Genomic DNA, 20083 nt, shown 5'->3' with positions numbered 1-20083 from the left:
GCCCGATCGCCGTCCCATGCCGCGTCGGAACCCGAACTCCTTATGAAAGAGGATGATCATGGAGGCTTCGCTTCCGGTCGCCTTGTCGGCACAGCTCGCCCTCGAGCGCCGCCTCGACACCCTGGCCCACAACCTCGCCAACGTCAGAACGGTCGGCTTCCGCTCCGAGGAGGTGAAGTTCGACGAGATGATCAAGAAGGGCGACGGCTTCGGCGCCGAGCCGATCAGCATGGCCTCGGAGGGCGCGAGCTTCCTCTCGACCCGGAACGGCGAACTCACCCAGACCGGCAATCCCCTCGACATGGCCGTCGCCGGCGACGCCTGGTTCGGTTTCCAGGGGCCGAACGGGGTCGTCTACACCCGCGACGGCCGCATGCGGATCAACCAGGCCGGGACGATGGAAACCTTGACCGGCTATCCGCTGGTCGACGCCGGCGGGGCTCAGATCCAGCTCGATCCCAATGGCGGTTCCGTCACCATCGCCCGCGACGGGATGATCACCCAGAACGGCCGCCAGTTCGGCGCCGTCGGGCTGTTCACCATTCCGGCGACCGCCAAGCTCACCCGCTTCGACACCTCCGGCGTCGTCCCCGACCAGGCCGCCCAGCCGGCGCTCGACTTCTCGCGGGCCGGCGTGATGCAGGGCTTCGTCGAAGGCTCCAACGTCAATCCGATCCTCGAGATGACGCGGCTAATCGAGCTCCAGCGCGCCTTCGAGAGCGCCGCCAACATGATCCAGTCGAACGAGCGCAGCCTCGGCGACGCCATCCAGACGCTCGGAGGGGCCAAATGAGCCTGACGCGTGAGGGAACGGCCGACTTCTCGGCCCTCGACATGCCGCGGGTGGCGATTTCCGGCCGGATCGTCGACGTCGGGCCGCAGGCCTTCCGCGTCGCCGGCCTGTCGCCCTTCGTGCGCCTCGGCGACTGCATCTCCTGCCCTGGCTCGGCCGGCGAGGAGATCGGCGAGGTGGTGCGGATCGAATCCGACAGCCTGACCGTCAAGCCCTTCGGCATCCGCTCCACCCTCGGCGTCAAGAGCCCGGCCCGGCGCATCGGCCCCTATACCGTGGCCCCGAGCGCCGCGTGGAAGGGCCGCGTCGTCAACGCCTTCGGCCAGCCGGTCGACGGCCACGGGCCGCTCGACAAGGGCGAAGACGAGCGCATCGCCGACGGCTCGCCGCCCCCGGCCCTGAAGCGCGGCCGGATCGGCAACCCGGTGCAGACCGGCATCCGTACGATCGACATCTTCACCCCCCTCGTCAAAGGCCAGCGCATCGGCATCTTCGCCGGCTCCGGCGTCGGCAAGTCGACGCTGATGGGCATGCTGTCGCGGGCACAGGGCTTCGACACGGCGGTCGTCGCGCTGGTCGGCGAGCGTGGCCGCGAGGTGCGCGAGTTCCTCGAGGAGACCATGGCCGGCGGCCTCGACAAGCTGGTCACCGTCGTCGCCACGGGCGACGAGAGCCCGATGATGCGCCGCCTCGCCCCGAAGACCGCGACGGCCATCGCCGAGTATTTCCGCGACCGGGGCGAGAACGTGCTCCTGATCATCGACAGCGTGACGCGCCTCGCCCACGCCGCCCGCGACGTCGCGCTCGCCGCCGGCGAGCCGCCGGTGGCGAGGGGCTATCCGCCGAGCGTCTTTTCCGAACTGCCGCAGCTGCTCGAACGGGCCGGTCCCGGCCTCGAAGGCTCGGGCACGATCACCGGCGTCTTCTCGGTTCTCGTCGACGGCGACGACCACAACGATCCTATCGCCGACGCCATCCGCGGCACCCTCGACGGCCACATCGTGCTCGACCGGGCAATCGCCGAGCAGGGCCGGTTCCCCGCCGTCGACGTGTTGAAATCGATCTCCCGCCTCGCCGACCGCGCCTGGAATCCGCAGGAGCGCGAACTGGTGACGCGGCTTCGGGCGATGATCGCGCGCTTCGAGGACACCCGCGACCTCCGTCTCCTCGGCGGCTACCAGCGCGGCTCGGACGCCACCCTCGACCAGGCCGTCGACCTCGTGCCGCACATCTACGACTATCTCGTCCAGCATCCCGGCAACCCGGTCACCGACAAGCCCTTCAAGGATCTGTCGAACAAGCTGAAAGAGGCGTTCGCGCAGCCGGCGGGGAAGTAGCGGCCGGCGGTTCCGGGTCCCATCCTCGGGCAGCCGCGGTCGTCCTCGGGTCGTCCGCCCTGCCGCTCGGCCCCATCAATAAAGCCAGCGCACCAGAAACAGCGTGATCACCGGGAACGTCGCCAGGATCGCGGTCCTGACGACGTCCGACGCGACGAAGGGCGCGGCGCCCTTGAAGGTGCGGATCATCGGCGTGTCCTTCGCCATCGAGTTGATGACGAAGAGATTGAGCCCGACGGGCGGGGTGATCAGTCCGACCTCGACGACGATCAGGATCAGGATCCCGAACCAGATGGCGAACTCGTCCGGCGACAGGCCGAAGTCGAGGCCGGAGACGATCGGGAAGAAGATCGGCACGGTGAGGAGGATCATCGACAGGGAATCCATCACGCAGCCGAAGGCGAGATAGGTCAGGAGGATCACCGTCAGCACCATCCAGGGCGAAAAGCCCTGCTCGACGACCCAGCTCGCGGCCTCCTGCGGGAGCTGGCTCAAGGCGAGGAAAGAGTTGTAGACCCCTGCCCCCAGGATGATCAGGAAGATCATGCCGGTCGCGACGGCTGTCTCGCGGACGCTCTCGCCGAGCGCGCCGTCCTTTAGCCCGCCGTTCAGAAGCGCGATCAGCCCGGTGCCGGCGGCACCGATGGCGGCACCCTCGGTCGGCGTGAACCAGCCGAAATAGATGCCGAAGACGACGAGGAAGAAGACCAGCAGCACCGGCCAGACCTCGAAGGTCAGCTGCAGCCGCTCGGCCATCGGCGCCTTGTCGCGCAGCCCGCTCGCCTCGGGCTTCATCCGGACGTAGATGGCGATCGTCACCATGTAGCCGAGCATGGCGAGCACGCCGGGAACGACCGCGGCGAGGAACAGCTTGGCGATGTTCTGCTCGGTCAGGATCGCATAGATGACGAGGATCACCGAAGGCGGGATCAGGATTCCGAGCGTGCCGCCGGCGGCGAGCGCGCCGGTGGCGAGGCCCCCGTCGTAGCCGAAGCGCTTCAGCTCCGGCAACGCCACCTTGCCCATCGTCGCCGCGGTGGCGATCGACGAGCCGCAGATTGCCCCGAAGCCGGCGCAGGCGCCGATCGCCGCCATGGCGACGCCGCCCTTGCGATGGCCGAGCCAGCCGTTGGCAGCGCGAAACAGCGCCTGGCTCATGCCGCCCTTGGCGGCGAACTGCCCCATCAGGAGGAACAGCGGGATGATCGACAGCGAATAGCTGGAGAACGTCGTGAAGGTGAGCGTCTTCAACTGCGCGAGGATCGGCGTGAACCGGCCGAGCACCAGCCAGTTGCCGAAGAAGCCGCAGATCAGCATCGCAAGGCCGATCGGCATGCGTGCGAAGATCAGGACGAGCAGGACCGGGAAGGACAGAAGGGCGATTTCGAGATTGGACATGAGCTACCGAAAACGCCACTTCAACCGTGATTCCGAGAGGCCGGAGCCTTGGCCGAGGCGACTTCGAAGAAGGAGCGCAGCAGCGTGTAGGCGCTGACGAGGGCAAAGGCCACGGCCCCGACCATCGACAGGGCGTAGCCCCACCACAGCGGCAAGGCGAGGATGAAGGTCGTCTCCCCGCTGCGCAGCTTGTCCTCGAGGCCGAGTTCCAGCCGCCACAGGATGACGACGGCCGCCGCCGTCATCAAAAGATTGCCGAGGAGATCCGTCACCGCGACGCCGCGCGGCCCCATCAGCCCGGAAAAGACGTCGACCGTCACGTGGCCGCGCTTCAACTGGCAGAACGGCAGGAAGAAGAACACCGCGACGCCCGAGGCGATCTCGATCATCTCGACGTCGCCCGGAACGGGGCCACAGCACAAATCGACGGTGAGCAGCGCGCGTCCGGCGATGGAGACGCATGTCAGGACGACGATGAACAACAGGAACAGCCCACCGACGAAGGCGAGCGCCGATGCGGCGACGTCGACGACGCGGCCGATCCGGCCTTCCTCCCTGACGATTTCCCCGGCTTCGCTCAATCGATCCCCCTCTCGCGCCTCGCACGTCCGTTCCCCTTCCGATCACCCGTCGCCCCGACGAAGCGGCGTCGGCACGAGCGGGCGGGGACTGGTGACGCCCTCCGCTCGACGGGCGGGACCGTCCGCGCCAGCCCCGCCCCCGCGATCACGCCTTTGAAACGCTCACTGGCCGGACGTCTTCTCGGCCGGCATGGCGCTCGTCATGCCGTCTGCATCCTCGGCCTTCCCGGTGGTCTGGGCGTCCTCGGCGCTTCCGGCGTTCTCTTCGGTGTATTTGGCGATCAGCGCTCTGGCGTCGTCGAGCAGGGCCTGCCGGCCCTCGCCCGCGGCGACCCATTCGTCGACCACCTGAGCGGCGGCATCCTTGAAGCGCTGGGTCTCGGCCTCGTCGAGGGTGACGATATTGTTGCCGGCATCCCTCGCCTTCTTCTCGCCGACGGCGTCCTGCCTCGCCATCGCCTCACCGGCCATCTTCGCGAGCTTCATGCCGGAATTGTCGTCGATCACCTTCTTCAGATCGTCCGGCAGGCCTTCATAGACGTCCTTGTTCATGACGATGGCGAAGGTCTGGGTGTAGAGGCCGTTCTCGCCCGAAAAGCCGGTGTGGTTTTCGACGAGTTCGGAGATGCGCAGCGGCAGGGTCACCTCCCAGGGGATGGTGGTGCCGTCGATCACGCCCTTGGACAGCGACTCGGAGACGGCCGGAACCGGCATGCCGACCGGCGTCGCGCCGAGCTTTTCCAGAAGCTCGTTGATCACCCGCGATCCGCCGCGGATCTTCATGCCCTTCAGGTCCTCGAGCTTGGTGATCGGGTCCTTTGTGTGGAAGAGACCGGGCCCGTGGGCGTGGACCGCCAGGAGATGGACGTCGGAGAATTCATCCATGTCGTTCTTCTCGACGAACTCCTGGAAGGCCTGGGAGGTCGAGACCGCGTCCGTCATGATGAAAGGCAGTTCGAAGGTCTCGGCCTTGGGAAAGCGACCGGGCGTGTAACCGAGCACCGTCCAGATGACGTCGACGACGCCGTCGCGCGCCTGGTCGAACAACTCCGGCGGCGTGCCGCCGAGTTGCATCGAGGGATAGTGCTGGACGGCGATCCGGCCGCCCGACTGCTCCTCGACCGCCTTGCCCCAAGGCTCCAGCACGCCGTGCGGGATCGTCGCCTGCGGCGGCAGCATCTGATGGATGCGCAGCGTCACGTCCTGCGCTGCCGCATAACCGGTCGCCACGGCGACGATGGCGCCGGCGAGCGCTATCCTGAATGTCGTCTTGAACATGAGTCCTCCCGTTTCGCCGCTGCCCGACACGCCTCCTGCCGGCACGACGAGCAGCCATCCGCAGCAGGTTGAGCGAAATGCCGCCGCAAAGCAATGCGCAGACGGCACGGCACACCCTCTCCGGCGGCGAGACAGCGATTATATGAACGAGGCAGTCGGTGAAATAACTTTCCCTGCGGAATTCATAACCTCTGTATTATCGATGTGGGGATCATCGATAGAAAGGCGCGTCGCTTCACGGCCGCGGGGATGGCCGCCGGCCCGGTCCGCGCCAGTTGCAGCCGCGGACGCGCGCGTGCCGCGCTTCAGGTAGGAGACAGAGATGACGACACCCCCCTTCAAGGCCGACCACGTCGGCAGCTTCCTTCGTCCCGAACGGCTGCAGAAGGCCCGCGCCGCATTCGCCGACGGCAAGCTCTCGGCCGAGGAGCTGCGCGCCGTCGAGGACGAGTGCATCGCCCAGGTGGTCAAGAGCCAGGAAAGCGTCGGGCTCCAGGGCATCACCGACGGCGAGTTCCGGCGCACCTATTTCCACGTCGATTTCCTCGAAAAGCTCGACGGCGTCGACGTGACCTATGGCGAGTTCAAGACGCATTTCCGCAAGGACAGCGGCGAGGAGGTCGGCTTCGCGCCGCCGACCATGCACGTCAACGACAAGGTCGGCCATTCGACACCGATTCAGGGCGCCGACTTCGACTTCCTGAAATCCGTGGTCACGAAGACACCGAAGGTGTCGATCCCAGCCCCCTCGATGCTGCATTTCCGCGGCGGGCGGGACGCCATCTCGTCGAGCGTCTATCCCGATCTCGAAGGCTTCTACGACGATCTGACCGCCGCCTATCGCGAGGAGATCAAGGATCTCGCCGACAGGGGCTGCCGCTATCTGCAGATGGACGACACCAACCTCGCCTATCTCTGCGACCCGGAGATCCGCGAGCGCACCGCCAAGCGCGGCGACGATCCGGACGATCTGACGCGGCTCTACTGCAAGCTCGTCAACGACGCGATCAAGGATCGCCCGTCGGACATGGTGATCTCGGTGCATCTGTGCCGCGGCAACTTCAAGAGCGCGTGGGTCGCCTCGGGCGGCTACGAGCCGGTCGCGGAGATCCTGTTCAACGAGATGGCGATCGACGGCTTCTTCCTCGAATATGACGACGAGCGCTCGGGCGACTTCGCGCCGCTGCGCCACATGCCGAAGGGCAAGACCGTCGTGCTCGGGCTGATGTCGTCGAAGTCGGGCAAGGTCGAGCCGGCCGATCTCGTCAAGAAGCGCATCGACGAGGCGGCGAAGTTCGTCGACCTCGATCAATGCGCTTTGTCGCACCAGTGCGGCTTCTCCTCCACCGCCCACGGCAACGACCTCACCGAGGACGACCAGTGGCGCAAGCTGGAGCGTTGCGTCGAGGTGGCGCACGCCGTCTGGGGCTGAACCACCGGCTCGGCGCCCCGAGAAGGGGTGCAGAGTTTTTCTTCGCCATGTGCAGATGACGACGACGTCCTCGTCGAACGACTTCAAAGGCGCGACGCGATGTCACATCCGCGCCGCGCCTTTTCTTTACTTATGCGAAGTTTTGTCGCAGTTTTCGCGATATTTTTACAACATCGAGCCTGATCACTTCAAAATCACAGAAACGCGAGTTGATCCCTCCAACGTAATTTGACGTCTTTGTCGAGACGAAAATGCCCGTTCATTTTCGCAGTTCAGATGGGGGATACATTTCAGATGAGACATCTACTGATCACGGCCGCTGCCGTGTCGACTTTCGCCACTCATGCATTTGCGGCAGATGCGATTTACGAACCGGCTCCGGCTCCGGCGCCGATGGAAATGGCTCCCGTGTCTTCGGGGTGGACGGGCCTTTACGTCGGTGTTCAGGGCGGTGGCGCCTTCAACCCGAGCGATCCGGATAACGTCGACCTGCGCACCAACGGCTTTGCCTTCGGCGGCTCGGCCATCCAGACCGCCTTCGGCAGCAACTTCGATTCGTCGTTCGATTCGAGCTTCGCCGGTGGCGCGCATATCGGCTACGACTACCAGATGGGCAGCATCGTCCTCGGTGCGCTCGCCGACATCAACGCCCTGAACGTGTCGCAGACCGCCAGCGGCTTTTCGAGCACGCCGGCCTTCTACACGGCGACGCGCGACCTCGACTATCTGGTCACCGCGCGGCTGCGGGCAGGCTACCTCGTGACCCCGACGGCGCTCGCCTATGCGACCGGCGGTCTCGCCTACGGCAAGGTCGACTACGGTTTCTCGACCAATTCGCCGGCCGTCGTCGCGCCGAATCCCGGCGCCATCATCAACGAAGACGAGGACGATTTCGGCTATACGATCGGTGCCGGCATGGAAGTCTTGGTCACGGACAACCTCTCCTTCGCCGGTGAATATCTCTACACCAATCTCGGCAGCGGCGACTCCTATACGCGCCTTTCGGGCGGTCCTTTCGGCGGCGGCGTCGGCGGCTCGACCGACTTCGTCTCCGACGACGACTTCGACTTCCACACCGTGACGGCCAAGCTCTCGTACAAGTTCCACTGAGGCGAAGCGGGCTGGGACGCGGAAGCGGCCGCCGCCCGACCATCGTCGCCAAGACGACCAGCAGATCGAAGGACCGGCAGACCGCCTGCCGGTCCTTCGTCGTTTCGGCAAGGTCGTCGACCGGCCGCGGACTGCCTCGCCACGGGAAATGCGACCTCCGCTCGGAGGCCGGCTCGGCTCAGCCTTCGCGGGCGTCGGGCGAAACTATCCAGCCGACCGGCCGTCCGGATGCGCCTCGCGCCGGGAGCGCCGCGAAAAGGCCTGCCAGGAAAACGGGATCGAGACGTAATAGGCGACGATCGTCAGGGTGAGCGTCTCCCAGAAATAGCTCACCAGCATCGCGACATAGAGAACCAGCAGCATGATGATCGGGATGGCATAGCTGCGCGGCACGCGGATGCCGGCGCCCTTGCCGGACCAGGTCGGGATGCGGCTCGCCATCAACAGGCCGACGAAGACGAGATAGACCGCGGCGAAGCCCGCCGTCACCTGCGGCAGGTTCGGATTGAGGCCGGCGAAGCTGACATACATCGGCAGCATGGCGAGCGCCGCGCCCGCCGGCGCCGGAACCCCGACGAAGAAGGCCGAGTGCCATTTCGGCCGGTGCGGATCGTCGAGCATGGTGTTGAACCGGGCGAGCCTGAGGGCACAGCCCGTCGTATAGAGCAGCGCCGCGGTCCAGCCGAAGGCGCCGGCCTCGTTGAGCAGGAAGGCGTAGAGAACAAGCCCCGGCGCGAGGCCGAAATTGACGATGTCGGCGAGCGAATCCATCTCGGCGCCGAAGCGGCTCTGCCCCTTGAGGAGTCGCGCCACCCGCCCGTCGATGCCATCGAGGACGGCGGCGCCGAGCACCATCGCGACGGCAAGCTCGAACTTTCCCTCGAAGGCGAGACGCACGCCGGTCATGCCGGCGCAGATCGCCAGGATGGTGATGAGGTTCGGCACGATCCGGCGAAACGGGATGCGCCGCGGCCGGCGCTCGTCGTCGTCGGAATGGCCGGGATCGAAGGGCGGAAACAATTTGTCGAGCGACATCAGTCGCGCCTCGCCGGCCAGGATTTCAGCATCTCGCCGAATTCGGCGATGACGGTCTCGCCGGCGATCGCGGTCTGACCTTCGGCGACCCGCGGCGTGACGCTGCCGGGCAGATAGACGTCGAGCCGCGAGCCGAAGCGGATGAGGCCGAAGCGTTCGCCGGCCTCGATCCTGTCCTCGACCTCGGACCAGCAGATGATCCGCCGGGCGATCAGGCCGGCGATCTGGACCACCCCGATCTCGCCCTGCGCCGTTTCGATCACCACGGAGTTCCGCTCGTTGACGGCGCTCGCCTTGTCGAGCTCGGCATTCTTGAACTCGCCCTCGCGGTAGAGTTTGCGCAGGATGCGACCGCGCATCGGCGCGCGGTTCACGTGACAGTCGAAGACAGTCATGAAGACCGAGACGCGCAGCACCGGTTCGCTGCCGAGGCCGAGCTCGACCGGCGGGGTGACGTGACCGACGAAGGAAACGCGTCCGTCCGCCGGGCTGATCACGAGGTGGTCGGCGACCGGGGTGATGCGCTCGGGATCGCGGAAGAAATAGGCGCACCAGGCCGTCAGGATCAGCCCGAGCCAGAAGAGCGGCTGCCACAGGAGACCGAAAACGACGGACGCGCCGAAGAACGCCGCGATGAACGGATAGCCGGCCCGATGGACGGGCACGAGGACGTTGCGGATCGAGGTGAGGATATGCACGGTCTTCGACTTCTTCCTGTTCTTTTCGCCCGATACCCCGCGGATTTAGCCGATGCGGCCCCTTCGCGATACCTCTTGCGGTGTTCTTCGCCGGCTGCCGGGATCACGATCCGGTCACGGTGGCGACGCCGCAAAGCCAACGTTGCGTCAAGCCGGCCGTTCCCTGAGGGGCCGGGCGAGCAGCCCGCAGATCGTGCGAAGGGCGTCACACCGGCTGCGTCCGCCGACGTTCGAGAACGCCCATTTCGTCGCTCTCGCGGGCCCGGCGCAGCGCTTCCTCGGCTTCCGTCGCCTCGCGCTGCATCGCCCACATCTCGGCATAGAGCCCGTTCATCGCAAGCAGCTCGCGGTGCGAGCCGCGCTCGACGATCTCGCCAGCCTTGAGGACGAGGATCTCGTCGCAATTGATGATGGTCGAGAGGCGGTGGGCGATGGTCAGCGTCGTGCGGTTCTTCGAGACGAGATCGAGCGCCGACTGGATTTCCTGTTCGGTATGGGTGTCGAGGGCGGACGTCGCCTCGTCGAGAACGAGGATCGGCGGGGCTTTCAGGATCGTCCGGGCGATGGCGACGCGCTGCTTCTCGCCACCGGAGAGCTTCAGCCCCCGCTCGCCCACCATCGAGGAGAAGCCGTCCGGAAGCTGCTCGATGAAGCCGGCGATCTGCGCGAGTTCGGCGGCGCGCACGACCTCCTCCTCGCTGGCGTCGGTGCGGCCGTAGCGGATGTTGTAGGCGATGGTGTCGTTGAACAGCACCGTGTCCTGCGGGACGATGCCGATCGCCGCCCGCACGCTTTCCTGCGTCACCCCGGCAATGTCCTGGCCGTCGATGGTGATCCGGCCGGCCTTGACGTCGTAGAAGCGGAACAGCAACCGCGAGATGGTCGACTTGCCCGCCCCCGACGGCCCGACGATCGCCACCGACTTGCCCGGCGGCACCTCGAAGGAGACGCCCTTGAGGATCTCGCGGGCCGGATCGTAGCCGAAGCGCACGTCGTCGAAGCGGATCGCCCCGTCGCTGACGACGAGCGGTTTCGCCCCCGACCGGTCCACGACCTCGGCCTCGATGCCGAGCAGCGCGAACATCTCCTCGATGTCGGTCAGGCCCTGGCGGATCTCGCGATAGACGAAGCCGATGAAGTTCAGCGGGATCGACAGCTGCATCAGCATGGCGTTGACGAAGACGAAGTCGCCGAGGGTCTGGGTGCCGTCCCGGACGGCCAGCGCCGACATCACCATGACGATCGCCATGCCGGTGCCGAAGATCACCCCCTGGCCGAAGTTCAGCCAGCCGAGCGAGGTCCAGATGCGGGTCGCGGCGATCTCGTAGCGGGCCATGGAGCGGTCGAAACGCTCGGCCTCCATCGCCTCGTTGCCGAAATACTTGACCGTCTCGAAGTTGAGCAGCGAATCGATCGCCTTGGTGTTGGCGTCGGTGTCGCTGTCGTTCATGTCGCGGCGGATGTTGATCCGCCAGTCGCTCGCCTTGATGGTGAACCAGCCATAGAGCCAGATCGTCACGGCGATGACCGCGACGTAGGAGAGACCGTAGGCGAAGCCGAAGATGATCGCGACGAGGGCGAATTCGAGGATCGTCGGGATGGTGTTGAGGATGGTGAAGCGGACGATCGCCTCGATGCCCTTGGTGCCGCGCTCGATGATGCGCGACAGGCCGCCGGTGCGCCGCTCCAGATGAAAACGAAGGGACAGCCGGTGCATGTGGACGAAGGTGCGGTAGGCGAGCCGGCGCACCGCATGCTGGCCGACGCGGGCGAACAACGCGTCGCGCAACTGGTTCAGCCCGACCGAGATGACCCGCGCGACGTTGTAGGAGACGACGAGAGTGATCGCGCCGGCGAGGACGATGGGCAGCCAGCCGGTCTCGTCGCCGGAGGGGCTGGCGGTCACAGTGCCGCTCGAGCCGTCGAGCGCATCCGTCGCCCATTTGTAGAAATACGGAACGCCGACGGTCAGAAGCTTGGCGAGAACGAGGAAGAGCGAGGCCCAGACCACCCGCATCTTCAGGTCCGGCCGTTCGCTCGGCCACATGTACGGCCAGAGATTTCTCAGCGTCGAAAACGTCTTGTCGCCGGAAACGCGCGGTGTGCTGCTATCGGACAAGCTGATCCTTCACGGGCCGCAAGCCGGCCGCGTCCTGAAATGGGATTGCAGTTTGGACCCGATCTAATCCTTGTCCGGGGAAAGATCGACCACCGGGCGGGAATTTAGCCCGGACCGAGCCGTCGCCGGCCCGTGCAGAAGCGATCGACGCCGTCGCGCGATCGAGGGTGGCGGACGCGACGGCTGCTCGTTCGAAGCCGGCAAGCGGACGCGTCGGCGTCCGTCCCGGCCTTCGACTATTCGACGCGGCTGGGAGCGGCCTGTCCGTCACCCGCCTCGCTGCGCTGCTCCTCCGGCATGCGGAAGACCTGTCCCGGATAGATGAGGTCCGGGTTGCGGATCTGATCGCCATTGGCGAGATAGATCACCGTGTAGCGGCGCCCGGCGCCATAGGTCTCCCGCGAGATGCGCCACAGCGTGTCGCCCTTGCGGATGATCACCCGGCTGGATTTGGAAGCGGCCAGCGCCGGCTGGCGGAGGACCGGAACGCGCCCCGACTTGCCGGCCGCCGCGACGTCGCCCGGACGATCGGCTTCGGCCGTGGGCATGACGGCGCCCGCGACGTCGGCACCGGGCTCCGATGCATCGGCCTCTGCCGTCGCCTCGCCGCCCGACGAGGACGCGGCCGCATCGCCGCCCTCGGCGTTCAGGCCCGCGTCCGTCGGCTCGCGCTCGCCCGTCCCTGGCAGTCCGGCGCTGCCAGCTTCCTCGCGACCCCCGCCTTCCTCGCGGCTGGCGACCACACGCCCCCCGCGTGTCGTTTCACCGTCCGCTTCGGCGAGCCCTTCGGTCACGCCCTCTGCGGCGCCGGAAGCGAGCGTTTCGAGCGGATCGAGAGGCGGCGCGACATCTGCTGCGGTCACGGATCCGGCATTGGCATTGGCAGGCGCGGAAGCCTCGGATGAAGCGGTTTCCGCATCCTCTTCGTCGCCGTTGCCGACGGCGGCAGGGATGCGGTCGAGGCTCGACCCATCCGCCTGTGCCGGCGCGTCCGCCGGTGCCGTCGAGGATCCCGGCGCGTCCGCGTCACCGGACATCCGGGCCGCAAGCTGGGTGTCGCCGTCGCTTCGCCCGTCGCCGGCCGGCGGCGAGACGAGACCCGTCGCGGGGTTGCCGTCGAGTGCCGCGCGGTCGGACGCGTCGTCGGCCGATCCCTCGCCGGCCTCGGCCGGGCGCTCCGCGATCTGCGCTTCCGCCGCTTCGGCCGGCGGATTTGACGCGGCCGCCGGTTCCTCCCGGCGATCGGGGACGGCCTCCGCCCGTTTGACCGGCGCGGCGGGCGGGGATGCCTCCCGTTCCGGAGCGGCCTGCCCCACCTCCGCGGCAGGCACCTCGCTTTCGGGAGCCTGCGGCGCGGCACTCACGCCCTTTGGCTTCCGATCGGACGTGCCGCCCGTCTCGGCGACGGCCGCAAGGGATGCGCCTTCCGGCCGGAAGAACGGCACCTCGACGCGGGCGGCAACCTCGCTCGGACCGGACAGCTGGTCGACCCGTATGAGGTGGTCGCCGACCGAAAGCTGCTGATCGCTCGAAACGACGAAGCGGCCATCGCGATCGGCGGTTCCCGCCGCGAAGGCCTCGTTGTCGACATAGACGCGGAAGCGCGTTCCGGGCTCGGCCGACCCGGCGATGAAGATCTTGCCGTCGTCGATCTCCACCGCCTCGACCCTCAGCGGCGCCCTGGCCGCGGAGGGGGAGGTCGTTTCGGCGGGGGCCGGAGCTGGCGCGGCAATCGACGCCTGCCGCTCTTCGGTGGAGTTGTCCACGGCCGGATCGCCTGCTGTTCCGCCAGACCCCGCGGCGGAGCGCTGCGGCGCCGTGTCCTGCGAGGCCGGTGCGGCAGCGACGTCCGTTTCGCCCGAGCCGGCGTCTTCGAGCGACTTGGCGGGGGCGCCCTCTTCGGCAGACCCATTCTCCTCTGCGACAGCCCCGACATCGGTGCCCGGCGCCGTCTCGCCGGCCAGCTCGCCGTTCGAAGCGTCGGCCGTGCTTCCGTCGGCGGCCGTCTCCGCCCCGTTCGGGCTCGCATCCTTGTCCCGGCCGGCATCCGCGATCGCGGGTGCCCGGGCGGCGGGCGTGTCGATCAGACGCGATGGCGCGCCGGGCTCCTCGATCATCGCGAGGAGGTCCTCCGACCTCCCGTCCTGCGGCACGGAAACCACCGCGGTCTCGCGGGACGTCCTGGTGGCGCCCCCTTCGTCTTCGGACTCGATCTGGATCGCGTGATCTCCGGGCGCGAGCGGCCGGTCGAGGACGATGACGAAGTCGCCGTCCCGGCCCGCCTCGTCGCTGCCGATAGTCTCGTCGCCGTCGCGCAGGGTTACCTTGCTGTTCGGCGTCGAGCGGCCGGCGACCAGCGTCGAGCCGTCCGGTTCGACGCGCAGAACGTCGAAGGTCGGCGCATCGGCAGCCGCCGCCTGCGCTGCCCCCGCCCCGGCCGCGTCCGAGGGCGAGCCAGGGCCGGCCCCATCTGCCGATGCCGCCTCATCCCTATCCCGACCCGTCTCCGAAGATGCCGCTTCCGTGGCTTTCTGCGGCGCGTCGGGCGCGGAGGGAGTGCCCTTCGCCGATTGCGGCGCCGCGGCATCGGGCGTCTCGACCGGCCGATCGAGCGCGGCGACTGCCTGCGTGTCGCTCGTCTGCGTCGCGGGGGCACCAGCCGGTTCCGACGAACCGCCTGCTTCGGCCGCTCCATTCGCGGCTTCGGCACCACCATTCCCGGCCGTCCTGCCGCCATCGTTCACGGCGCCGGGCTGGCCGGGCTCAGCGACCTCGCCCGCAACCGGCTCGGGCGCGGCTTCGCTGCCGGCGGCAGTGCTGGCCTCGGCAGGGGGCGCGGAGCGATCCGAAGGAGGCTGCGACCCCGCCTCCGCCGTAGCCGGACGATCGGCGCCCGACGCCTCGGATGTCGCCCCCTGGGAATGATCATCCGACGGCGTCCCCTCGCTTCCCGACCGACGGTCGCTCTTTCCTGCGGCGAGACGGTCCGCCCCTGCCGAATCGGTCGCGGCCACCGCGTCCGAGGGAGCGCCCTCACCGCCTCCGGGGCGTCCGGCCTCCGACGAGGCGGCCTCCGTCGCTTCGGCGTTCTCCTGCGATCGCTCCGGCGCAGCGCGGGAGGGAGAAGCCGCGGCACGGTCGGGCTCGCGCGAGGCATCGTCCTTGGCCTCGTCGTCGGCAGCCGAGACTTCCCTGGCAGTCTCGTCGCCGGCCTCGGCGGGACGTCCGTCCCGGCTTTCGCCTTGCGCACCGGAGGCGGTCTCGGCCGGCTTGCTTCCGCTCGAGAAACCCGTCGGCTCGATCGCGCCTTCCCGGGCCGCCGGGCGGTCGCCATCGCGTTCGGCGATCCGCAATTTCTCCGATTCCAGCATGTCCCAGTAGCCGGCGATGATCGCGACCAGGAGGACGAGACAGAAGAGGAGGATGCCAAGGGCTCTGCGCTGCATGTGACCGCTCGATCGGGCGGCAGAATTCGTGCCGCGGATTTTTTCCAAAAGGTGACTTGACGTTTATCGAACCACTGCAACGCTCACAAGCATTTGCATTGCCGGCGCCGCTCTCGCCCCCGGTGAGGGACGCCTGCCCGGGCCGGCTGACGCGGCCCGTTCGTCGCTTGACGGCTCGACCTTCGCCCTGTCGTTCGCCAAGACGGGAATTGACTTTTCCCGCCATGTCTTCCAATAAGCGACCCAGCGAGCGGGCGGCGTTCCGCGCGACGGGTGTTTGCGCTCGGATGGCCGCACCGGTTTCCCGGATTGAACACGACTGAAGGGCCCGCGTTCTGAACCCGCGCGGGATTTGACGATGAAGCGTACCTACCAGCCTTCGCGGCTCGTCCGCAAACGCCGCCACGGCTTCCGTGCCCGCATGGCGACGAAGGGTGGCCGCAAGGTCATCACCGCGCGCCGCGCCCGCGGCCGCAAGCGCCTGTCGGCCTGAGGCCGAGCAATCGGGCAGTTGTCGCGATCCATCTCGCGCCGGCATTCGCCGCGCGGGCCTTCGAGGCTGCGGGCGACTGCGCCGGGCAGGTGGATGATGCGCGACCCGTCGGGTCCGCCGGGCCCGGCAATTCGATGCCCGTCGGGTCCATCGGGACCCGGCAGTTCGAGGTTCGACCCGGCGCTGGTCGCATGAGGAGCGCAAATGTCGAATCGTCGCCGCTCAATTTTCCGCTAGTGGCCGCCGAAAGACTCAAGAAGCGCGCGGAGTTCCTCGCCGCACGGCGGGGCCGTCGGCTGAACGGCCCGTTTTTCTTCGTCGAGGCGCTGAAGCGGAGCGACGCCGGGCCGCCGCGCTTTGGCTTGACGGCGACGCGGAAGATCGGCAACGCCGTGGAGCGCAATCGCATCCGCAGGCGGCTTCGCGAAGCGATCCGTGTCTGTGCCGAGGCTGACATGGTGTCCGGCATCGATTATGTGATCGTCGCGCGCCGCGAGGTCCTCTCGGCGCCATTCGAGGTCCTGTCCGAGGAATTGCGACGGCGCTTTTCCCGGATGGCCGCACCGACGGAAAAGACGACGCCAAGCGGCAAAGCCGGCACCGAGCGCCGATCGAGGTCTTAAGTGATGGAAAACAATCGCAACTTCCTGATCGCGATGGCGCTTTCCATCGCCGTCCTGGTCGGCTGGCAATATTTCGTCGTCAGCCCGCGGATGGATAGCCAGCGCCAGCAGGCGGAGACGGCGCAGGGCGAGCAGGGCTCGCTGCAGACGCCGCAGACGCCGGCCGGTACCGATCAGGCCCAGACCGCGGCACCCGCCGGCCGCGAAAGCGTGATCACCAGCCCGCAACTGCCGCTGTCCGAGGACCGCGAGGCGGTCCTTTCGAGCGGCTCCCGCATCCCGATCGACACGCCGCAGCTCACCGGCTCGATCAACCTCGCCGGAGCCCGCATCGACGATCTGCGGCTGAAGGAATATCACGAGACCGTCGACGACTCCTCGCCGACGATCGTCCTGCTCTCGCCCGAGCAGCTGCCGAACGCCTACTTCGTGGAAACCGGGCTGATCGTCCCAGGCCAGGGTCCCGTCGTCGGCGCCGCCACCACCTGGCAGGCCGAACCGGGCGCGAAGCTCACCCCCTCTTCGCCGGTGACTCTGACCGCGACGGCGGACGGCATGACGGTCGATCGCACCATCTCGGTCGACGACAATTTCATGTTCACGATCGAGGACAGGATCGAGAACACCGGCGCCGCGCCGGTCACCGTCAAGCCTTACGGGCGGGTCGCGCGCTACTCCAAGCCCGAGGTCGCGTCGGCCTACGTCCTGTTCGAGGGTCTTCTCGGCGTGTTCGGCGACGAGGGCCTGAAAGAGGTCAAATACTCCGCGATCGAGGACGACAAGAAGGAGGGGCAGCCCTCTTCCGCCGGAGGCTGGCTCGGCATCACCGACAAATATTGGGCGACCACGCTGATCCCCGAGGGGTCGCGGCGCTTCGACAGCCAGTTCCTCTATCTCGCCGGCCAGCGGCCTCACTATCAGACGGAGTTCGTCTCCGACCCTATCGACATCGCGGCGGGCGGAAGCGCCACGGCGACCACCCGGAGCTTCGCCGGCGCCAAGGTCGTCGACATCATCGACGGCTACGAGGAGACGCTGAACATCCGCCAGTTCGGCCAGCTGATCGACTGGGGCTGGTTCTACTTCATCACCCGGCCGATGTTCCATGCACTCGACTTCTTCTACAAGCTGGTCGGCAATTTCGGCGTCGCGATCCTGATCGTCACGGTCATCCTCAAGCTGTTCTTCTTCCCCCTCGCCAACAAGTCCTACAAGTCGATGGCGCGGATGAAGACCGTCCAGCCGAAGATCATGGAGATGCGCGAGCGCTTCAAGGACGACAAGCAGAAGCAGCAGCAGGAGATGATGCGGCTCTACAAGGAGGAGAAGATCAACCCGGCAGCCGGCTGCTGGCCGATCCTCATCCAGATCCCCGTCTTCTTCGCGCTCTATAAGGTCCTGTACGTCACCATCGAGATGCGTCACGCGCCGTTCTTCGGCTGGATCCAGGATCTCGCGGCGCCCGATCCGACCTCGATCTTCAACCTCTTCGGCGTGATCCCGGTCACCCTGCCCCATCTTCTGATGGTCGGCGTCTGGCCGATCCTGATGGGCATCACGATGTTCATCCAGATGCGGCTCAATCCGACGCCGCCGGATCCGACGCAGCAGATGATCTTCACCTGGATGCCGGTGATCTTCACCTTCATGCTGGCGTCGTTCCCGGCCGGCCTGGTGATCTACTGGACCTGGAACAACACCCTGTCGATCATCCAGCAGAGCGTGATCATGAAACGCAACGGCGCCAAGATCGAGCTGTGGGACAATCTCAAAAACGCCTTTCGAAGACGGGAAAAACCCTCGGAAGGCTGAACACGCGAGGCGAAACGGCCGCGCATGAAATCCGGGGTCGACCCTGCGCCGGCCCCGCTTTTGCGAAGGGAGCCGGACATGCATGGGCCATCCCCTGAAACGCTGTATCCGCTTCCCGGATTTCCCCGCACGGTCTTCCTGAAGAACGTCGTCACCCGGCCGAACGTCCTCGTCGGCGACTACAGCTACTACGACGACCCGGACGGCGCCGACCGTTTCGAAGAGCGCAACGTCCTTCATCACTTCGAGTTCTACGGCGACCGCCTGATCATCGGACGGTTCGTGGCGATCGCCGCGGGAACCCGTTTCGTGATGAACGGCGCCAATCACGCGATGGGCGGCTTTTCGACCTATCCGTTCAACATCTTCCAGAACGGCTGGGAGGCGGGCTTCGACGTCTCGTCCTGGACGGGCCAGAGCCGCGGCGATACGGTGGTCGGGAACGACGTCTGGCTCGGCATGGAGAGCCTCGTCATGCCGGGCGTCACCATCGGCGACGGCGCCATCGTCGGGACGCGCTCGACGGTCGTCTCGGACGTTCCGCCTTATGCGATCGTCGGCGGCAATCCGGCACGCGTGGTGAGGAGCCGCTTCGACGAAGCGACCGTCGCCCGCCTCCTCGCCGTCGCCTGGTGGGACTGGCCGGTGGACAAGATCACCCGCAATCTCGGCGCCATCCGCGGTGCCGACATCGACCTTCTGGAGGCGGCACGATGACCGATCGCGAAGACACGAGGACGGCCACGAGCGAGGCCGACCGGCGCTTCTTCGCCAAGCCCTGGGTGTTCGTGCGCGGCGTTCCGGCACTGAAGTTCCTGCCGCCGGAAGGGCCGCCCGAAATCGCCTTCGCCGGACGCTCCAACGTCGGCAAGTCCTCGCTGATCAACGCGCTGCTCGGCCAGAAGGGTCTTGCCCGCACGTCGAACACGCCCGGCCGGACCCAGGAGCTGAACTTCTTCGTGCCGGACGGCTACGGGACCGTCGAGGCGGGCCTGCCGCCGATCGTGCTGGTCGACATGCCGGGCTATGGCTATGCCAAGGCGCCGAAGGAGCAGGTCGATGCCTGGACCGCCCTCGTCTTCGACTATCTGCGCGGCCGGCCGAGCCTGAAGCGCGTCTTCCTCTTGATCGACGCCCGGCACGGCATCAAGGCGAACGACGAGGAGGTCATGTCGCTGCTCGACAAGGCGGCGATGTCCTATCAGATCGTCCTGACCAAGACCGACAAGATCAAGCCGCCGGCGGTCGAGAGACTCGTCGCCGAGACGCTGGAACGCACCAAGAAGCGCCCCGCCGCCTTTCCGAGCCTGATCGCCACCTCCTCGGAAAAGGGCGGCGGCATCGACGAGCTGCGCGGCGCCATCCTGTCCCTCGCGGAATAGGCCGGGTGAACGAATTCCGGATTGGCGGGGACGTCGCGGCGACCTTCGTCTCGCCTCAGTTCCCGAAGCGCCGGACGAGCCTTTCCTCGATCCGCTTCAGCACGTCGCGATAGGCGTCGAGGATCTGCTCGCGGGAGCCGGTGACGACGGAGGGGTCCGGCATCGGCCAGAATTCGACCTCCACCGACGCGGTGCCGGTCGCGTCGAGGGCGACGTGGTGGGCTTCGGGGGCCATGGTGACGATCAGGTCGAAATAGCCGTCCTCCATGTCCTCGTAGCGCTGCGGCTGGCGGTCGCCGAGGGAGAGGCCGCGCTCGGCGAGGACGGTGTCCACGAAGGGGTCGCGCTGGCCCTGCCTTACGCCGGCGGAGGCGACGTAGACCGTGGCGGGCAGGATCTCTCTCGCCAGGGCCTCCGCCATCGGCGAGCGGATCGAATTCATGCCGCACAGGAACAGGACGGACGAGATCTTCGGCCTGACGTCGCTGGCCGGCGCGCCCGTTTCGGGACGTTCGTCGTCCGGCCGACGGCTCACAGGGCGGCCTC

At 67.2% G+C, this 20083-nt stretch carries 17 protein-coding genes; 9 read left to right on the top strand and 8 right to left on the bottom strand.

The window, feature by feature from the left end; translation table 11 throughout:
- Window positions 1-58 precede the first annotated feature (58 nt).
- Together flgF and fliI are read left to right on the top strand one after the other, a co-directional pair.
- A complete protein-coding gene (gene flgF, locus LZD57_RS01685; protein ID WP_233717374.1) occupies window positions 59-793 on the top strand; it encodes a flagellar basal-body rod protein FlgF in 735 nt (244 codons plus the stop codon).
- Window positions 790-2130, top strand: a complete 1341-nt coding sequence (fliI, locus tag LZD57_RS01680) for a flagellar protein export ATPase FliI (protein WP_233717373.1) — start codon at window positions 790-792, stop codon at window positions 2128-2130. Before flgF ends, fliI begins: the two co-directional genes overlap by 4 nt.
- A gap of 75 nt (window positions 2131-2205) precedes the next feature.
- On the opposite strand, the gene LZD57_RS01675 is transcribed toward fliI, so the two are convergent.
- The 3 genes from LZD57_RS01675 to LZD57_RS01665 form a co-directional block, all read right to left on the bottom strand.
- Window positions 2206-3528 (bottom strand): TRAP transporter large permease, encoded by a 1323-nt coding sequence (locus tag LZD57_RS01675; RefSeq protein ID WP_233717372.1) that lies wholly within the window; start codon window positions 3526-3528, stop codon window positions 2206-2208.
- Between the two features lie 20 nt (window positions 3529-3548).
- Window positions 3549-4109, bottom strand: coding sequence for a TRAP transporter small permease (locus LZD57_RS01670; RefSeq protein WP_233717371.1), 561 nt, complete (start codon window positions 4107-4109; stop codon window positions 3549-3551).
- Between the two features lie 162 nt (window positions 4110-4271).
- Entirely contained in the window at window positions 4272-5387 is a 1116-nt protein-coding gene (locus tag LZD57_RS01665) for a TRAP transporter substrate-binding protein (protein ID WP_233717370.1), read from the bottom strand.
- A gap of 322 nt (window positions 5388-5709) precedes the next feature.
- Between LZD57_RS01665 and LZD57_RS01660 the strand changes: the two genes are divergently transcribed.
- Window positions 5710-6819, top strand: coding sequence for a 5-methyltetrahydropteroyltriglutamate--homocysteine S-methyltransferase (locus LZD57_RS01660; RefSeq protein ID WP_233717369.1), 1110 nt, complete (start codon window positions 5710-5712; stop codon window positions 6817-6819).
- Window positions 6820-7095: 276 nt separating this feature from the next.
- On the top strand, window positions 7096-7929 hold the full coding sequence (locus LZD57_RS01655) for an outer membrane protein (protein WP_338034667.1): 834 nt from the start codon (window positions 7096-7098) through the stop codon (window positions 7927-7929).
- Window positions 7930-8133: 204 nt separating this feature from the next.
- Here the strand turns inward: LZD57_RS01655 and LZD57_RS01650 are convergent, their stop codons facing one another.
- From LZD57_RS01650 to LZD57_RS01635, 4 genes are all read right to left on the bottom strand, one after another.
- Entirely contained in the window at window positions 8134-8964 is an 831-nt protein-coding gene (locus LZD57_RS01650) for a CDP-alcohol phosphatidyltransferase family protein (protein ID WP_233717367.1), read from the bottom strand.
- Window positions 8964-9662, bottom strand: a complete 699-nt coding sequence (locus LZD57_RS01645; protein WP_233717366.1) for a phosphatidylserine decarboxylase — start codon at window positions 9660-9662, stop codon at window positions 8964-8966. Before LZD57_RS01645 ends, LZD57_RS01650 begins: the two co-directional genes overlap by 1 nt.
- 205 nt (window positions 9663-9867) lie before the next feature.
- Entirely contained in the window at window positions 9868-11709 is a 1842-nt protein-coding gene (locus LZD57_RS01640) for an ABCB family ABC transporter ATP-binding protein/permease (protein WP_233717448.1), read from the bottom strand.
- Window positions 11710-12017: 308 nt separating this feature from the next.
- A complete protein-coding gene (locus tag LZD57_RS01635; RefSeq protein WP_233717365.1) occupies window positions 12018-15227 on the bottom strand; it encodes a LysM peptidoglycan-binding domain-containing protein in 3210 nt (1069 codons plus the stop codon).
- A gap of 358 nt (window positions 15228-15585) precedes the next feature.
- Between LZD57_RS01635 and rpmH the strand changes: the two genes are divergently transcribed.
- From rpmH to yihA, 5 genes are all read left to right on the top strand, one after another.
- The gene (gene rpmH, locus LZD57_RS01630; RefSeq protein WP_163465494.1) at window positions 15586-15720 is read left to right on the top strand and encodes a 50S ribosomal protein L34; all 135 of its coding nucleotides are present in this window, start codon (window positions 15586-15588) and stop codon (window positions 15718-15720) included.
- Between the two features lie 191 nt (window positions 15721-15911).
- The gene (gene rnpA / locus LZD57_RS01625) at window positions 15912-16343 is read left to right on the top strand and encodes a ribonuclease P protein component (protein ID WP_233717364.1); all 432 of its coding nucleotides are present in this window, start codon (window positions 15912-15914) and stop codon (window positions 16341-16343) included.
- A gap of 3 nt (window positions 16344-16346) precedes the next feature.
- A complete protein-coding gene (yidC, locus tag LZD57_RS01620; protein ID WP_233717363.1) occupies window positions 16347-18155 on the top strand; it encodes a membrane protein insertase YidC in 1809 nt (602 codons plus the stop codon).
- A 78-nt stretch (window positions 18156-18233) separates the two neighbouring features.
- Entirely contained in the window at window positions 18234-18872 is a 639-nt protein-coding gene (locus LZD57_RS01615; RefSeq protein ID WP_233717362.1) for a CatB-related O-acetyltransferase, read from the top strand.
- Entirely contained in the window at window positions 18869-19537 is a 669-nt protein-coding gene (gene yihA, locus LZD57_RS01610) for a ribosome biogenesis GTP-binding protein YihA/YsxC (protein ID WP_233717361.1), read from the top strand. Before LZD57_RS01615 ends, yihA begins: the two co-directional genes overlap by 4 nt.
- A 55-nt stretch (window positions 19538-19592) precedes the next feature.
- On the opposite strand, the gene LZD57_RS01605 is transcribed toward yihA, so the two are convergent.
- Window positions 19593-20072 carry an arsenate-mycothiol transferase ArsC gene (locus LZD57_RS01605; RefSeq protein ID WP_420844715.1) on the bottom strand — a complete coding sequence of 160 codons (480 nt, stop codon included), beginning with the start codon at window positions 20070-20072 and terminating at the stop codon, window positions 19593-19595.
- Between the last annotated feature and the right edge of the window lie 11 nt (window positions 20073-20083).

The organism is Jiella avicenniae, from assembly GCF_021390325.1.
Classification (GTDB): Bacteria; Pseudomonadota; Alphaproteobacteria; order Rhizobiales; family Rhizobiaceae; genus Jiella; species Jiella avicenniae.
This window is presented reverse-complemented; position numbering and strand designations above follow the sequence as displayed.

What these genes read in the sequence shown, in the direction of transcription:
- fliI (WP_233717373.1), top strand. Translation starts at nt 790, where the DNA reads ATGAGCCTGACGCGTGAGGGAACGGCCGACTTCTCGGCCCTCGACATG.
- rpmH (WP_163465494.1), top strand. Translation starts at nt 15,586, where the DNA reads ATGAAGCGTACCTACCAGCCTTCGCGGCTCGTCCGCAAACGCCGCCAC.
- LZD57_RS01665 (WP_233717370.1), bottom strand. Translation starts at nt 5,387, where the DNA reads ATGTTCAAGACGACATTCAGGATAGCGCTCGCCGGCGCCATCGTCGCC.
- rnpA (WP_233717364.1), top strand. Translation starts at nt 15,912, where the DNA reads ATGAGGAGCGCAAATGTCGAATCGTCGCCGCTCAATTTTCCGCTAGTG.
- LZD57_RS01635 (WP_233717365.1), bottom strand. Translation starts at nt 15,227, where the DNA reads ATGCAGCGCAGAGCCCTTGGCATCCTCCTCTTCTGTCTCGTCCTCCTG.
- yihA (WP_233717361.1), top strand. Translation starts at nt 18,869, where the DNA reads ATGACCGATCGCGAAGACACGAGGACGGCCACGAGCGAGGCCGACCGG.
- LZD57_RS01615 (WP_233717362.1), top strand. Translation starts at nt 18,234, where the DNA reads ATGCATGGGCCATCCCCTGAAACGCTGTATCCGCTTCCCGGATTTCCC.
- LZD57_RS01660 (WP_233717369.1), top strand. Translation starts at nt 5,710, where the DNA reads ATGACGACACCCCCCTTCAAGGCCGACCACGTCGGCAGCTTCCTTCGT.
- yidC (WP_233717363.1), top strand. Translation starts at nt 16,347, where the DNA reads ATGGAAAACAATCGCAACTTCCTGATCGCGATGGCGCTTTCCATCGCC.
- LZD57_RS01650 (WP_233717367.1), bottom strand. Translation starts at nt 8,964, where the DNA reads ATGTCGCTCGACAAATTGTTTCCGCCCTTCGATCCCGGCCATTCCGAC.
- LZD57_RS01640 (WP_233717448.1), bottom strand. Translation starts at nt 11,709, where the DNA reads ATGTGGCCGAGCGAACGGCCGGACCTGAAGATGCGGGTGGTCTGGGCC.
- LZD57_RS01675 (WP_233717372.1), bottom strand. Translation starts at nt 3,528, where the DNA reads ATGTCCAATCTCGAAATCGCCCTTCTGTCCTTCCCGGTCCTGCTCGTC.
- flgF (WP_233717374.1), top strand. Translation starts at nt 59, where the DNA reads ATGGAGGCTTCGCTTCCGGTCGCCTTGTCGGCACAGCTCGCCCTCGAG.
- LZD57_RS01655 (WP_338034667.1), top strand. Translation starts at nt 7,096, where the DNA reads ATGGGGGATACATTTCAGATGAGACATCTACTGATCACGGCCGCTGCC.